At 65.5% G+C, this 12,533-nt stretch carries 13 protein-coding genes and 1 tRNA gene; 11 read left to right on the top strand and 3 right to left on the bottom strand.

The window, feature by feature from the left end:
- From Q0C64_RS10210 to Q0C64_RS10190, 5 genes are all read left to right on the top strand, one after another.
- Positions 1 to 573 (top strand): aspartyl/asparaginyl beta-hydroxylase domain-containing protein (locus tag Q0C64_RS10210; protein ID WP_294123427.1); only part of this gene is annotated, 573 nt, incomplete at its 5' end.
- Positions 570 to 2,081: a putative 2OG-Fe(II) oxygenase gene (locus tag Q0C64_RS10205; RefSeq protein ID WP_294123425.1), complete on the top strand. Its 1,512-nt coding sequence runs from the start codon at positions 570 to 572 to the stop codon at positions 2,079 to 2,081. The genes Q0C64_RS10210 and Q0C64_RS10205, both read left to right, overlap by 4 nt.
- A gap of 90 nt (positions 2,082 to 2,171) precedes the next feature.
- A complete protein-coding gene (locus tag Q0C64_RS10200; protein WP_294123423.1) occupies positions 2,172 to 2,417 on the top strand; it encodes a hypothetical protein in 246 nt (81 codons plus the stop codon).
- 89 nt (positions 2,418 to 2,506) lie between these two features.
- The gene (locus tag Q0C64_RS10195) at positions 2,507 to 3,172 is read left to right on the top strand and encodes a Fe2+-dependent dioxygenase (RefSeq protein ID WP_294123421.1); all 666 of its coding nucleotides are present in this window, start codon (positions 2,507 to 2,509) and stop codon (positions 3,170 to 3,172) included.
- The gene (locus tag Q0C64_RS10190) at positions 3,154 to 4,347 is read left to right on the top strand and encodes an aspartyl/asparaginyl beta-hydroxylase domain-containing protein (protein ID WP_294123418.1); all 1,194 of its coding nucleotides are present in this window, start codon (positions 3,154 to 3,156) and stop codon (positions 4,345 to 4,347) included. The genes Q0C64_RS10195 and Q0C64_RS10190 overlap by 19 nt, the downstream gene beginning before the upstream one ends.
- Before the next feature lie 7 nt (positions 4,348 to 4,354).
- Here the strand turns inward: Q0C64_RS10190 and clpB are convergent, their stop codons facing one another.
- Positions 4,355 to 6,958, bottom strand: coding sequence for an ATP-dependent chaperone ClpB (gene clpB, locus Q0C64_RS10185; protein WP_294123417.1), 2,604 nt, complete (start codon positions 6,956 to 6,958; stop codon positions 4,355 to 4,357).
- A gap of 53 nt (positions 6,959 to 7,011) precedes the next feature.
- Entirely contained in the window at positions 7,012 to 7,734 is a 723-nt protein-coding gene (locus tag Q0C64_RS10180) for a D-Ala-D-Ala carboxypeptidase family metallohydrolase (protein WP_294123414.1), read from the bottom strand.
- Positions 7,735 to 7,792: 58 nt separating this feature from the next.
- Between Q0C64_RS10180 and Q0C64_RS10175 the strand changes: the two genes are divergently transcribed.
- The 3 genes from Q0C64_RS10175 to Q0C64_RS10165 all read left to right on the top strand — a co-directional run bounded on the left by Q0C64_RS10175 (position 7,793) and on the right by Q0C64_RS10165 (position 9,676).
- A complete protein-coding gene (locus Q0C64_RS10175) occupies positions 7,793 to 8,110 on the top strand; it encodes a polyhydroxyalkanoic acid system family protein (protein WP_294123412.1) in 318 nt (105 codons plus the stop codon).
- Positions 8,111 to 8,207: 97 nt separating this feature from the next.
- Complete coding sequence (locus Q0C64_RS10170; RefSeq protein WP_294123411.1) at positions 8,208 to 9,518, top strand: FAD-dependent oxidoreductase; 1,311 nt, start codon at positions 8,208 to 8,210, stop codon at positions 9,516 to 9,518.
- A gap of 81 nt (positions 9,519 to 9,599) precedes the next feature.
- A tRNA-Pro gene (locus tag Q0C64_RS10165) sits at positions 9,600 to 9,676 on the top strand.
- Positions 9,677 to 9,728: 52 nt separating this feature from the next.
- On the opposite strand, the gene Q0C64_RS10160 is transcribed toward Q0C64_RS10165, so the two are convergent.
- Positions 9,729 to 10,661 carry a LysR family transcriptional regulator gene (locus tag Q0C64_RS10160; RefSeq protein WP_294123410.1) on the bottom strand — a complete coding sequence of 311 codons (933 nt, stop codon included), beginning with the start codon at positions 10,659 to 10,661 and terminating at the stop codon, positions 9,729 to 9,731.
- A gap of 137 nt (positions 10,662 to 10,798) precedes the next feature.
- On the opposite strand from Q0C64_RS10160, the gene Q0C64_RS10155 reads away from it, so the two are divergent.
- The 3 genes from Q0C64_RS10155 to Q0C64_RS10145 all read left to right on the top strand — a co-directional run.
- Positions 10,799 to 11,509, top strand: coding sequence for an SDR family NAD(P)-dependent oxidoreductase (locus Q0C64_RS10155; protein ID WP_294123408.1), 711 nt, complete (start codon positions 10,799 to 10,801; stop codon positions 11,507 to 11,509).
- A gap of 27 nt (positions 11,510 to 11,536) precedes the next feature.
- The gene (locus tag Q0C64_RS10150; RefSeq protein ID WP_294123405.1) at positions 11,537 to 11,770 is read left to right on the top strand and encodes a 4-oxalocrotonate tautomerase family protein; all 234 of its coding nucleotides are present in this window, start codon (positions 11,537 to 11,539) and stop codon (positions 11,768 to 11,770) included.
- Between the two features lie 98 nt (positions 11,771 to 11,868).
- On the top strand, positions 11,869 to 12,533 hold a 665-nt coding region (locus Q0C64_RS10145; protein ID WP_294123402.1), incomplete at its 3' end, for a hypothetical protein.

The following is a 12,533-nucleotide window of genomic DNA, read 5'->3' as shown; positions in this document are numbered from 1 at the left end:
GTCGAGGCGGCGACCGACAGCATTGCGGCGGAGCTTGAGGCGGTCATGTCGGCCGAGCGGGCCGAGCTGGTGCCCTACATCCAATATGAACAGCACCAGGCGATGGCGCAGTGGCGCGAGCTTAACCAGAGCCGCGACTGGACCGCGATCCACCTGATCCGGAACGGCGAGCGGGTCGAGGCCAATGCCCGCCACTGCCCGGCGACGATGGCACTGCTCGCGCGCCTGCCCCAGCCCGACATTCCCGGTGCCGGGCCCAATGCGATGTTCTCGCTGCTGGCGCCGCACACCAGCATCCCGGCGCATGTCGGGGTCAATAATTGCCGCCTCGTCTGCCACCTGCCGCTGGTGGTTCCCGAAGGCTGCTGGTTCCGGGTCGGCGCGGAAACCCGCCATTGGCAGCGCGGCCAGGCGTTCCTGTTCGACGACACGATCGAACATGAAGCCGCCAATCCGTCCGACCAGCTGCGCGTGGTGTTCATTTTCGACGTGTGGAACCCGGCGCTGAGCGCCGCAGAGCGCGAGGCCGTGCGCCAGGTGATCGCCACCGAAGGGGGCGCCGAAGGGCTGTGAGTTTCGAAGCCGCACTTGCCGCCGTGTCGACCAGCCCATTCGATCCCGATGCGCTTAACCGGCTGGCCAAGGAAGCGATGGGCCGGGGCGAAGAGGAGCGGGCATTGCCGCTGCTCGAACGGGCGTTGGAGCAGGAACCGACGGCGCGGCTGTGGCAGTGGAAGGCCCTGCTCGAGCGCTCGCTCGACGAGCATGAAAAGGCGCTGGCCAGCTTCGCCGAGGCGGTCCGCCTCGATCCGGCCAACGCCAACATCGCCCACGGCCGGGCGCGGGTAGCGATGGAAGCCGGGATCGATGCCCGGGAATATTATCGTCAGGCGCGCGCGCTGGGCCCCCAAAATGGCCAGATCCTGGTCGGGCTCGCGGCCGCGATGGCGGCGGCCGGCGAAGGCGAGCAGGCGGTCGCCGAATTGCAAAAGGGACTGGACGGCTCGCCGATGTGGCTGGAAGGCCATGAACAGCTCGCCCAGTTCCTGGCGACGGTTGGCCGGCGCGACGAAGCAACGGCTTCGCTGGAGCGCGCCATCGCGCAGGTGCCCGGTTCCGCGCCGCTGTGGGAAACGCTGCTCAACGTCCAGCTGCGCCGCGGTGCCTATGAGACGCTCGACGAAATTGTCGAGCGGGCCAATGCGGACGGAGTGAGATCGGCGGAGTTCCAAATCTATCGCGGCATCCACGCGGCGCAATTTGACGACGCAGCCTATCCCGCCGTGCTGTTCGGCCCGGCACCGGCGCAAGTCGATGCCGCGCTGGGCCGGTGGCGTATTCGCCATCTGCTTCGCATAGGAGAGCCGAAGGCCGCGGCCGAGTTCATCGACCGCGAGCTCCGGCGCGACCAGTCCGGCGAACTATGGTCCTATGCCAGCACGGCCTGGCGCCTGACCGGCGATCCTCGCTGGGAATGGCTCGAAGGCCAAGCAGGCCTGGTCAGCGTCACGGACATCGGCGGCCTGTTGCCGCCGGTCGATACGCTAGCGTCGACCTTGCGCGGCCTGCACCAGGCGCAGGCCGAATATCTCGATCAATCGGTGCGGGGCGGAACGCAAACCGACGGTCCGCTGTTCAGCCGCATCGATCCCGTCATCCGCCATCTTCGCCGGGCGATCGTCACGGCGGTCGGGCAGCATATTGCCCAGCTGCCGCCGCCCGATCCCGGGCATCCAACATTGCGGCAGTCGCGCGACCGCAGGATCCGCTTCTCCGGCAGCTGGTCGGTCCGGCTGGGCTCGGGAGGCCGGCACAGCAACCATGTCCACCCCCAGGGCTGGATCAGTTCGGCGCTCTATGTTGCGCTTCCTCCAAGGTCGGCCGGCGAGGCCGAGGATAGCGGTTGGCTAACGCTCGGGGCTCCCGACGAACGGCTGGGAATTGACTTGCCGCCATGGCGCACGGTCGAGCCGATGGTTGGCCGGCTGGTGCTGTTTCCGTCGAACATGTGGCACGGGACGGTGCCGTTCGAAGATGGCGAGCGGCTGACCGTCGCCTTCGACGTCGCCCCGCCGCGATAGCGCTGCTGCATTCGCCATCCGTCGAATAGCCATTGACTCCCGGCCCGTGGCTGAGTGTCATTCCGTCGACATTCACAAGCGAGGTTCGTGATGCGTCTACTATTCGGAATATTGGCTGCCGTTGCCGTTACCACTGCCGCGTCGGCCGCCGACGAAAAGAAGCCAACTCAGAAAGACCCCAACCGGATCATCTGCGAGCGGCAGGGTGACGTCAGCTCTCGCGTGGCGACCAAGCGCGTCTGCATGACCGCCGCCGAATGGGAAATTCGCAAGCGTGAAGATCGGGAAGCGCTGGAGAAGGCCCAGATCAACCGGACCTCGCCGACCGGCAACTAAGGCATCAGTGTTGAAATTCTGACGGCTCCGGCGCATCGACTGACATGCGCCGGCCCGATCATGCCGTGCGGGTCGCAAGGGAGCCTTGAATGTATCGCATCCTGCCGTTGCTGAGTCCTGCCGAAGTGGAGGAATGCAGGCGGATTGCGGCCAATACGCAGTTCGTCGACGGGCGTGCGACCAACCCGCACAACAAGACCAAGAACAACCAGCAGCTGCACGATCCCGCGGCCGGCCAGGCCAGCGCGCAGCTCATGCTGCAGGCCTTCGCGAGGAGCGAGGAGTTCCGCGAATTCGCCTTTCCGGCGCGGATCGCGCCGCCGCTGCTGACCAAATATCAGCCAGGCCAATATTATGGCGCTCATGCCGACGCGGCCTTCATCCACCTCGGCCCCAACAATGCAATCCGCAGCGACCTAAGCTGCACCATCTTCCTCAACGATCCGGGCAGCTATGAGGGCGGCGCGCTGCGCATCCGGCTCCAGGACGGAGAGCTGCGCTTCAAGCTCAAGCCGGGCGAAGCAATCGTCTACCCCTCCGATACTTTCCATGAGGTGGAGAAGGTCATCAGCGGCGAGCGGCTGGTAGCGATCACCTTCATCCAGAGCCAGGTCAAGGACCCCTTCCGCCGCAACCTGCTGTTCGACCTCAACGAGGTAGCGGCGCTGGAGGGGCTGAAGATGGAGCAGCAGAATTTCTCGCGGCTGCAGCTCGTCCAGTCGAACCTGCTCCGTTATTGGGCGGACAAGCCCTGACCAAGGCCGATCCGCTCGACCTCAACGACCTCGGGCTGGACGCGCTCGACGCGGGCAAGGTCAATGAAGCGATCGAACATTTGTCCGCCGCCACCCAGGGAGCACCTGGCGAGCCGACCCTGTGGATGAACCTGGCCAAGGCGCATCGCGTCGCCGGCAATGATGAGGCGGAGCGGGCTGCGCTCGAAGGGGCGCTGGCGATCGATCAGCTGCACCTGATGGCGCGGATCCGGCTGGCCGAATTGCACGAACGGCGGGGCGAGCCGGGCGCGGCATCCGACCATTGGGCGATGGTCCTCGGCATTGGCGCCAATATCCCGAGCCACACGCAGGAGCTACGCGATGTGCTGACGCACGCGCGACAATTTGTCGAAGGTCGGCGGCAGGCCCTGACCGATGCACTGAACCAGGGCTTGGCCACCTCGTTCGAACAAGCGACGGAACGCGACCGCCGGCGGGCCGGGCGCGCGGCGAGAATGATGACCAGTGGCCAGAAGGTCTACACCAACCAGTGCCACGGCTTTCATTACCCGTTCCTGCCGGCGGACGAATATTTCGATCGCGGCCATTTTCCCTGGCTCGCCAAGCTTGAAGCCGCCACGACCTTCATCCGGCAGGAGCTGGAGGCGATATTGGCCAGCCCCGACCCGGGCCTGTCGCCCTACATCGACATGCCGTCGGGAACGCCGGACAATCTGTGGAGCGAGCTCGACAAATCGCCCAACTGGAGCGCGCTCCACCTGTGGCGTGACGGCTGCAAGATCGAAGAGGTTTGCGCCAAGGCCCCGCGCACGGCCGAACTGGTTGAGTCATTGCCGATCGCGCGCATTCCCGGCCGGGCGCCGGCGGTGTTCTTCTCGATCCTCAAGGCCGGAAAGCGCATCCCGCCGCATACCGGCGTGACCAACATCCGCTCAATCGTGCATCTTGGCCTTAACGTGCCGCCGGGCTGCGGCTTGCGGGTCGGCGGCGAGGTGCGCGAATGGCGGGAGGGCGAGGCGTTCGTGTTCGACGATACGATCGAACATGAAGCGTGGAACGACAGCGGCGTCGATCGCGCGGTGTTGATCCTCGATTGCTGGAACCCGCATTTGAGCGAGGCCGAGCAGGCGATGATCCTGCAAATGTTCGCCATTTCAGAGGCGCAGCGGCCGGACAGGCCGTTGCGCGGCTGAGCTCAGCCTATTTCGCGGCTTCCTGCACGGCGTCGAGCGGCCCGAGCTTCAACTCCCCGTCGCCCTCATCGACTCTGACGGTTGATCCGTCCCGGACGCGGCCGGCAAGGATTTCGTCGGCCAGCGGGTCCTGCAGATATTTCTGCACCGCGCGCTTTAACGGCCGGGCGCCATAGACGGGATCATAGCCGACGCGGCCGAGCCAGGCGCGAGCAGCGGCGGTCAGGTCGAGGTGGATCTTGCGGTCGTCGAGCAGCTTCTGCAGCCGCTGGACCTGGATGTCGACGATCGGCCCCATGTGGCTGGCCGACAGGCGGTGGAACAGGATGATCTCGTCGAGCCGGTTGAGGAACTCGGGCCGGAAATGGCCGCGGACCACCTCCATCACTTGCGCCTCGACATTGGTCGGGTTCTCGTCCTCGCCGAGTGAGGCGAGATATTGCGAGCCGAGGTTCGAGGTGAGGATGATGATGGTGTTGGTGAAGTCGACCGTGCGGCCCTGGCCGTCGGTCAGGCGGCCGTCGTCGAGCACCTGCAGCAGGATGTTGAAGACATCGCCATGAGCTTTCTCGACCTCGTCGAACAGCACGACCTGATAGGGGCGGCGGCGGACGGCCTCGGTCAGGACGCCGCCTTCCTCATAGCCGACATAGCCAGGGGGAGCGCCGATCAGCCGGGCGACGGCATGCTTCTCCATGAACTCGCTCATGTCGATCCGGACCATCGCCGAAGCATCGTCGAACAGGAATTCGGCCAGCGCCTTGGTCAGCTCGGTCTTGCCGACGCCGGTCGGGCCGAGGAACAGGAAGGAGCCCAACGGCCGATTGGGGTCCTGCAGGCCGGCGCGGGCGCGGCGGACCGCCGCTGAGACCGCCTTGACCGCCTCCTGCTGGCCAATGACTCGGGCGCCGATCGCTTCCTCCATGGCGAGCAATTTCTCGCGTTCGCCCTCCATCATCCGTTCGACCGGAATGCCGGTCCAGCGGCTGACCACAGCGGCAATGTCCTGGTCGGTGACTTCCTCGCGGAGCATCGCGCCCTTCGAGGCCTGGGAGGCTTCGCCAAGCTTCTTCTCGAATTCGGGGATCCGGCCATATTGCAGCTCGCCGGCCTTGGCGAGGTCGCCGCCGCGCTGGGCCTGCTCCAGCTCGATCCGGGCAGCGTCGAGCTGCTCCTTGATCTTGGCCTCGCCGGCAATCTTTTCCTTCTCCGCCTGCCAGCGGGTGGTGAGTTCGGCAGAATGCTGCTCGAGGTTGGCGAGCTCCTGTTCGAGGACCTTCAGCCGGTCCTTCGAGGCAGCGTCACTTTCCTTCTTGAGCGCCTCGCGCTCGATCTTGAGCTGGATAATCCGCCGGTCGAGATTCTCGATCTCCTCGGGCTTCGATTCGACCTCCATCCTGAGGCGCGACGACGCCTCGTCCATCAGGTCGATCGCCTTGTCGGGCAGGAAACGGTCGGTGATATAGCGATTGCTGAGCGTCGCCGCCGCGACCAGCGCGGCGTCGGTGATCCTGACGCCGTGGTGGAGCTCATATTTCTCTTTAAGGCCGCGCAGGATCGAGATGGTGTCGGGCACGGTCGGTTCGCCGACGAATACCGGCTGGAAGCGCCGTTCCAGCGCCGCATCCTTCTCGACATGCTTGCGATACTCATCGAGCGTGGTCGCGCCAATGCAGTGCAACTCGCCGCGGGCCAGCGAGGGTTTGATCAGGTTGGACGCGTCCATCGCGCCTTCACTCTTCCCGGCACCGACGAGGGTGTGCATCTCGTCGATAAAGAGGATGATCTCGCCGGCGGCCTGCTTGACCTCGTCGAGCACGCCCTTGAGGCGCTCCTCGAACTCGCCGCGATACTTCGCCCCTGCAATAAGTGACCCCATGTCGAGCGACAGCAGGCGGCGGTCCTTGAGGCCATCGGGCACGTCGCCATTGGCGATCCTGAGCGCGAGGCCCTCGGCAATGGCGGTCTTGCCGACGCCCGGCTCGCCGATCAGGACGGGGTTGTTCTTGGTCCGGCGGGCGAGCACCTGGATGGTGCGGCGAATCTCCTCGTCGCGGCCGATCACCGGATCGAGCTTGCCCTCGCGCGCCGCCTCGGTGAGGTCGCGCGAATATTTTTTGAGCGCATCGTAGCGGTCCTCGGACGCCTGCGTGTCGGCGGTGCGGCCACCGCGCAGCTTGTCGATCGCGGCGTTGAGGTTCTGCGGCGTGAGGCCAGCCTTGGCGAGGGCGGCGCCAATGTCGCTATTCTTGGCCAGCGCCATGGCGAGCAGGATGCGCTCGACCGTGACATAGCTGTCGTTGGCCTTGGTGGCGATCTCCTGCGCTTGGTCGAGCAGGCGGATGAGGTCGCCGTCGACGCCGGGCGCGGAGGTCGCGCCGCTGCCGGTTACCGCCGGCTGCTTGGCGACCAGCGCGTCGATTTCGCGCCGCGCCATAGCGCCTTCGCCGCCGGCGGCGTTGATCAGGCCGACCGCCATGCCCTGCTCGTCGTCCAGCAGCGCCTTGGCGTAGTGCGCCGGCGTGATCCGCTGGTGATGCTCCCTGACCGCGATGGTCTGGGCCGCCTGGAGGAAGCCACGCGCGCGATCGGTCAGTTTCTCAAAATCCATGGTTTGCCCTCAATTTTGGGACCATGTGGTGTATTAGCTGGTCAACACAAGCCCTAGTTGTGCGGGGCCAGCGGATCGGAACTAACCGGCGCCCCGGCGAAATCGGGCGGCGCGAGCGTGTAGGGCATCGGTCCTTCGGCCAGGACTGCGGTGCAGCCGAAATGCCCCTGGGCGCCTTCCATGCCCCATTCGCGGAACTTCTTGGCGTCGATGTGGAAGCGAATGCCCTTGTAGAGGCCGAGCCCGACCCAGAACCGCTCGCCGCTGGCCAGGTGTATCTGGCACAGGCGGGTCATCAGCGCCTCACGGGTGATCGGCCGAAGCGGCACCATGTCGACCGCGCCCAGTAATTTGTGGGCGCTTTCCTGCGCCCCGCCGGCGCAGGCGTTCAGCCGCTCGTTGCGATAGACCGACACCGCCTCGACCGGTCCGATCTGCGGGGTGACATAGGTGCCGACGTAGCGCAGCGCGGCGACGATGTTGGGCCAGGCGCTGGTCGGCGGGATTTCATAGGGCTCGGCACCGCATTTCTGCCAGTCGGTGGCGGTGCGCAGCAGCTGCCAGGTCGGCACGACCCCGCCGACGCCATAGGTGGTCAGATAATCGTTGAATGCCTTCACATAGACCGGCCGCCACGACACGGCGCCGACCCAGGCGCGATAGCCCGGCTCATCCTGGCCGGCGGTGACATAAGGAGCAGCCGGGTTCCATTGCGGAACCTGGGCATAGGCGGGGGCGGCGAACAGCATCCACATCGCGATCAGCCAGCGAGCCATTGCCCATAAGAACGCTGCGGCGATTGAAAAGCAACGCTGTCCGCCGCATCTCATCGCAATGCAAAAGCCGATCGACGTCGATATTCCGCACAAGCTTGGCCGCGACGAGGCGCACCGCCGCATCGCCACCAACATCCACAAGCTCAAGGACCAGATTCCGGGCGGTGCGAGCCACATCGACGCCCATTGGGCCGGCGAGCGGCTCAATCTCACCGTCCATGCCATGGGCCAGGCGGTCGAAGCGCGGATCGACGTCGAAGAGACCAAGGTCCATTGCCACATCCAGCTGCCCGGGATGCTGGCGCTGTTCGCCGCGCCCATCGAGCAAATGATGAAGCTGAAGGGCAGCGACTTGCTACTGGAGGACAAGCGCTAAACCGTCATTGCGAGGAGCCAAAGGCGACGCGGCAATCCAGTTGCGCCGCTGGATTGCTTCGCTACGCTCGCAATGACGGCTGAGCGGAGAGAATTGCATGCGGCATTTCGCGATCGTGGGTTCCGGGCCGGCTGGCTTTTACACCGCCGAGGCGCTGGCCAAGGCCTATGGCGAACAGGCCCAGATCGACATCATCGACCGCTATCCGGTGCCCTACGGCCTGATCCGCTTCGGCGTCGCCCCCGACCACCAGTCGCTGAAGGCCGTGTCCAAACGCTATGACCAGGTCGCCGAGGGCGGCACGGTCGAGTTCATCGGCAATGTCGCGGTGGGCAAGGATGTCTCGGTCGACGAGCTACGGGGCATGTATGACGCGGTGGTCCTGGCGATCGGCGCGCCGCACGACCGCAAGCTCGGTATCCCGGGCGAGGACTTGCCCGGCGTGGTCGGATCGGCCGAGTTTGTCGGCTGGTATAATGGCCATCCCGATTTCGCCGACTTGAATCCGCCGCTCGATGGAACGCACGCGGCCGTCATCGGCAACGGCAATGTCGCGCTCGATTGCGCGCGGGTTCTGTCGAAGAACCATCATGAATTCGAAGGGTCGGACATCGTCGGCCATGCGCTCGATGCGCTCGATCGCTCGGCTATCCAGACGGTCACCATCCTGGGCCGGCGCGGCCCGCATCAGATTTCGATGACTCCCAAGGAATTGGGCGAGCTCGGCCATCTGGAAGTGGCGACGCCGGTGGTCGAGGGCGCCGACTTCCCGCCGGTCGAGGCCGACGAGGCGCTGGAGCCGGGTCATCGCAAGTCCATCACGATTCTGCGCGATTTCGCCGCCGCCGGCGCCGACGCGGCCAAGCCCAAGCGGATCATATTCGACTTTTTCGCCAAGCCGCTCAGGATCGAGGGCGACGGCAGGGCCGAGCGGCTGATCGTCGAGCGGACCATCCTCGATGGCAGCGGGGCGGCGGTCGGAACCGGCGAGACCTATGAGGTCCCGGCCAGCCTGATCGTCACCTCGATCGGCTACCAGACGCCGCGGATCGACGGCGTCGCTTACGATGAGCGCGGCGGCAAGTTCGCCAATGAGCAGGGCAAGATTGCCGACGGCCTATACGCGGTCGGCTGGGCGCGGCGCGGGCCGACCGGCACAATCGGCACCAACCGGCCCGACGGCTATGAAGTGGCCGAATTGATTGCCGTAGCGATGCCGCCGGGCAGCGACGGCGGCAAGGCGGGCGCAGCGGCGCTGGTCAAACTGCCGGAGGATCGCAGGATCAAGGCCACCAGCTTTACCGATTGGCGCACGATCGAGGCGGCGGAAGTGGCCGCGGCGCGGCCCGGGTCCCCGCGCGAAAAGATGGTCCGCCACGAGGATTGGCTAAAAACGCTCGGCCACTGACCCGCCGCCCTTGCGCGTTTCAAACTCGCCCGCTAGGAGGCCGCTCGCCCTGCACCGGACGCATGCGTCCGGGAGCCCGGTCGGGGAGTAGCTCAGCCTGGTAGAGCACTGTCTTCGGGAGGCAGGGGCCGGAGGTTCGAATCCTCTCTCCCCGACCAACATCATTTTCAGGACCATGCGGGACATGGTCCGAAATGATGATCATTTGGCTCAGCCCAGTGCGCGAGCATCCGCGGCCAGCCGACTGAACACTTCTCTCAGTCGCGGTGCCGCGAAATCGAGGAAGGCCCGCACTTTCGGCACCGACGCGCGCCCTTGCGGCGTTAGTAGGTGAATCGGCAGCGCAGGAAACTCGGCGTCGGCCAGCACGACTTTGAGTTGCCCCGCCTTCACCGCTTCCGCGACATGGTAGGAATAAAGGCGCGTTAGGCCGCGGCCTTCGATTGCCGAGGCGAGCGCCGCCCTCACCGATGTCACCATCATCCGCGGCGTGAAAGACACGGTCCGTGGAATCGTTGATCCCGTCCCCGGCGCGAAGCTCCAGCTGTCGAGCCCGAAATTTGCGAAAGCGATGATCTGGTGGCGCGCAAGATCGGCCGGTTGGTCGATCATGGGATGGCTTGCCAGATAGTCCGGCGACCCGACGACCACGCGCCTGATATCGGTGCCGATGCGGGTAGCGATCAGCGCCGAATCCGGCAGCTGCGCTACGCGCATGGCGATGTCGACGCCTTCATCGACCAGGCTGACCGTGCGGTCGAGCAGGAGCAGCCGGGCCGTCACCATCGGATATGCGTCCAGAAACTCGTCGAGGATCGGCCGCAAGATGTCCTCGCCGCTGATCGGGGGTGCGGTCAGCGTCAGCACGCCGCGCGGGGCCGACTTTTCGCCGACCGCGGCAATTTCCGCCTCCTCAAGCTCGGTCAGGATGCGGCGACAAGCAACCGCATAGCGCTCGCCCGCCTCGCTCAGCCGGATCGAGCGGGTTGTGCGGTGGAGCAGTTCGACCCCGACATGGGCTTCGAGGAAGGCAATCGCCCGGCTGACCGCCGCCGGCGATCGCTTCAGCAGCCGCCCCGCACCCGCCAGGCTGCCCTCGTCCAGCGTGGCGACGAACACTTTCATCGCTTCGATCCGGTCCATTCCTCATCTTAGCAATTATTGCGGAAATCGGAAGAGTGACTGCCGCGAGTCGAATATTCTCTCAGAAATCGGTGGAGCCTATCTGGCTGCCAACGACGCAATCCGCGTCGGATCAACGAACATCAAGGACAGAAAAAATGAGTGATTCACGCAAAGTCGCCGTCATCACCGGCGCATCACAGGGTATCGGGGCCGGCCTGGTCGATGCCTTCCTGGCCAAGGGCTTTCGGGTCGTCGCCACGTCGCGCTCGATCAAGGACAATGGCAATCCTGACGTCCTCGTCGTCCCCGGCGACATCGGCGATCCGGCGATCGGCCCGCGTGTGATCGAGGAAGCGCTGAAGGCATTCGGCCGCATCGATACGCTGGTCAACAATGCCGGCATTTTCATCGCCAGCCCGTTCACCGGCTATACGGCCGAACAATATGGCGATGTGGTCGCGACCAACCTCGACGGCTTCTTCCACATCACGCAAGCTGCAGTGGAAGCGATGGAAGAGCAGGGTTTCGGTCATGTCGTCAACATCACCACGACGCTGGTCGATCATCCGAACTCCAAGGTGCCGTCAGTGCTCGCGTCGATGACCAAGGGTGGCATTGCCGCCGCGACCAAGAGCCTGGCGATCGAATATGCGTCGCGCGGCATTCGCGTGAATGCGGTATCGCCCGGCATCATCGAGACGCCGATGCATGCTCCGGAGACTCATGAGTTCCTGGCGGCCCTGCACCCCGTCGGTCACATCGGCGAGGTTTCCGACGTGGTCGATGCCGTGCTCTATCTCGACGGCGCCAATTTCGTGACCGGCGAAATCCTGCACGTCGATGGCGGCCAGATCGCCGGCCATTAAGGCTCAGTGCAAGGAAGGAGAAGCGCCATGCCGATGGTAACCGTTCAGGTGACCCGCGAGGGCACCAAGCCCGGCGTCGACCATGTCACGGCCGAGGAGAAGGCGGCGATCTACAAGGGCATCAGCCAGGTTCTGTACGACGTGCTCGGCAAGCCGCCCGAGTGGACCTGGGTGGTGTTCGAGGAGGTCGAGCTGGAAAATTGGGGATGGGGCGGAATGCCCGTCGCCGAATATCGCAAGCAGATGGCCGGCAAGGGGTGAACACCCCAACCGATCGCAATAGAGAGGCCGGCGCATGTCGCCGGCCTCTTCTTGTGCCCGCATTGCCCTCCTCATGAGCGCGGCCTAGGCTCCGCGCCATGACCAGCCAGACGGACGAAGTGCATATCGCGCACCGTTTCCGCGGGCCTCCGGCTTCGGGCAACGGCGGCTATGTTGTCGGACTGGTTGCCGAATGGATTGCCGGCCCGGCCGAAGTCACCCTGCTGGCGCCGCCGCCGCTCGATGTGCCGCTGCACCGCCGCCGTGACGATGCCGAAGTCATGCTGTTCGACGCGGAGCGCAATTACGCCCGCGGCCGCCCGTTCGACGAGCCGTTCGATTTCGACCTGCCCGAGCCGCCGAACGAGGAGGAGCTGGAAGCGGCGGCGATGAGCTTCCCCGGCCCGTCGGGCCACCCGATTCCCGGCTGCTTCGTCTGCGGTACGGCGCGCGGGCCGGATGACGGCCTGTGCATCTACCCGGGCGAAAGCCCGCATCGCGATGTGGCGGTGGCGGAATGGGTGCCGCCCGAGGAATTTGCCGACGAGCATGGCCATGTCGACCGCAGGTTCCTGTGGGCGGCGCTCGATTGTCCCAGCTATTTCGGGCTGTGCGAGCCACGGCCCTTGGCGCTGCTGGCGCGTCTGGCGGGCCGGATCGAGCGGCCGGTGACACCCGGCGACCGGCTGCGCATCACTGCCTGGGAGCTCAGTCGCGAGGGGCGCAAGCATCACAGCGCGACGGTGATCCACGACAATGCCGG

It is taken from the genome of Sphingomonas sp., assembly GCF_023266535.1.
Classification (GTDB): domain Bacteria; phylum Pseudomonadota; class Alphaproteobacteria; order Sphingomonadales; family Sphingomonadaceae; genus Sphingomicrobium.
Note: the sequence above shows the minus strand (reverse complement) of the source record. Positions and strands in the feature narration are given on the sequence as shown.

Excerpts from the sequence above, each read along its gene's own strand:
- Q0C64_RS10200 (WP_294123423.1), top strand. The coding sequence starts at position 2,172 with ATGCGTCTACTATTCGGAATATTGGCTGCCGTTGCCGTTACCACTGCC.
- Q0C64_RS10195 (WP_294123421.1), top strand. The coding sequence starts at position 2,507 with ATGTATCGCATCCTGCCGTTGCTGAGTCCTGCCGAAGTGGAGGAATGC.
- clpB (WP_294123417.1), bottom strand. The coding sequence starts at position 6,958 with ATGGATTTTGAGAAACTGACCGATCGCGCGCGTGGCTTCCTCCAGGCG.
- Q0C64_RS10180 (WP_294123414.1), bottom strand. The coding sequence starts at position 7,734 with ATGGCTCGCTGGCTGATCGCGATGTGGATGCTGTTCGCCGCCCCCGCC.
- Q0C64_RS10175 (WP_294123412.1), top strand. The coding sequence starts at position 7,793 with ATGCAAAAGCCGATCGACGTCGATATTCCGCACAAGCTTGGCCGCGAC.
- Q0C64_RS10170 (WP_294123411.1), top strand. The coding sequence starts at position 8,208 with ATGCGGCATTTCGCGATCGTGGGTTCCGGGCCGGCTGGCTTTTACACC.
- Q0C64_RS10160 (WP_294123410.1), bottom strand. The coding sequence starts at position 10,661 with ATGGACCGGATCGAAGCGATGAAAGTGTTCGTCGCCACGCTGGACGAG.
- Q0C64_RS10155 (WP_294123408.1), top strand. The coding sequence starts at position 10,799 with ATGAGTGATTCACGCAAAGTCGCCGTCATCACCGGCGCATCACAGGGT.
- Q0C64_RS10150 (WP_294123405.1), top strand. The coding sequence starts at position 11,537 with ATGCCGATGGTAACCGTTCAGGTGACCCGCGAGGGCACCAAGCCCGGC.